This window comes from Rhodococcus sp. T2V, from assembly GCF_029269925.1.
GTDB classification, from domain to species: domain Bacteria; phylum Actinomycetota; class Actinomycetes; order Mycobacteriales; family Mycobacteriaceae; genus Rhodococcus_F; species Rhodococcus_F koreensis.
On record NZ_JARJBD010000409.1, the window covers coordinates 1 to 452 of the forward strand.

Genomic DNA, 452 nt, shown 5'->3' on the forward strand with positions numbered 1-452 from the left:
GCTCGGGTTGCCGGTCGCCTCCACCGCCCCGCTCGCCAGGATCACCGACCGCTTCTCGGCGGCGGTGCACCGCTTCGCCGACACCCGACACATCCCGTGGGTCGACTTCGTCAAGGGTCAGCGCAAGGACGACGTCATGCACGAGTACCTCGAGCAGTTCACCGCACCGGAAGGAGTGGTGTTCGTCGGCCGGGCCCAGGAAAGGACACCGTTGTTCCGCACCGAGAAGCGCCGCGACGCCGACGGCAAGAGTTATCCGTGGATCGTCAAGTCCACCGGCGTGGTCAACCACTACTACTTCTATTGCGTCGACGCGGACTTCGGCCCGTTCTTCCTCAAGTTCTGCTCGTACTTCCCCTATAACGCCAAACTGTGCATCAACGGCCACCATTGGGCCCAGCGTCAGGCGGCGAGAGCCGGGCTCGGGTTCACCGCACTCGACAACGCCTTCG

Annotated in this window: 1 pseudogene; it reads left to right on the forward strand. The window is 64.4% G+C overall.

From position 1 onward, the window contains the following. Nucleotides 1-452: pseudogene (locus P3H15_RS54615) on the forward strand (hypothetical protein); the annotation flags it as partial.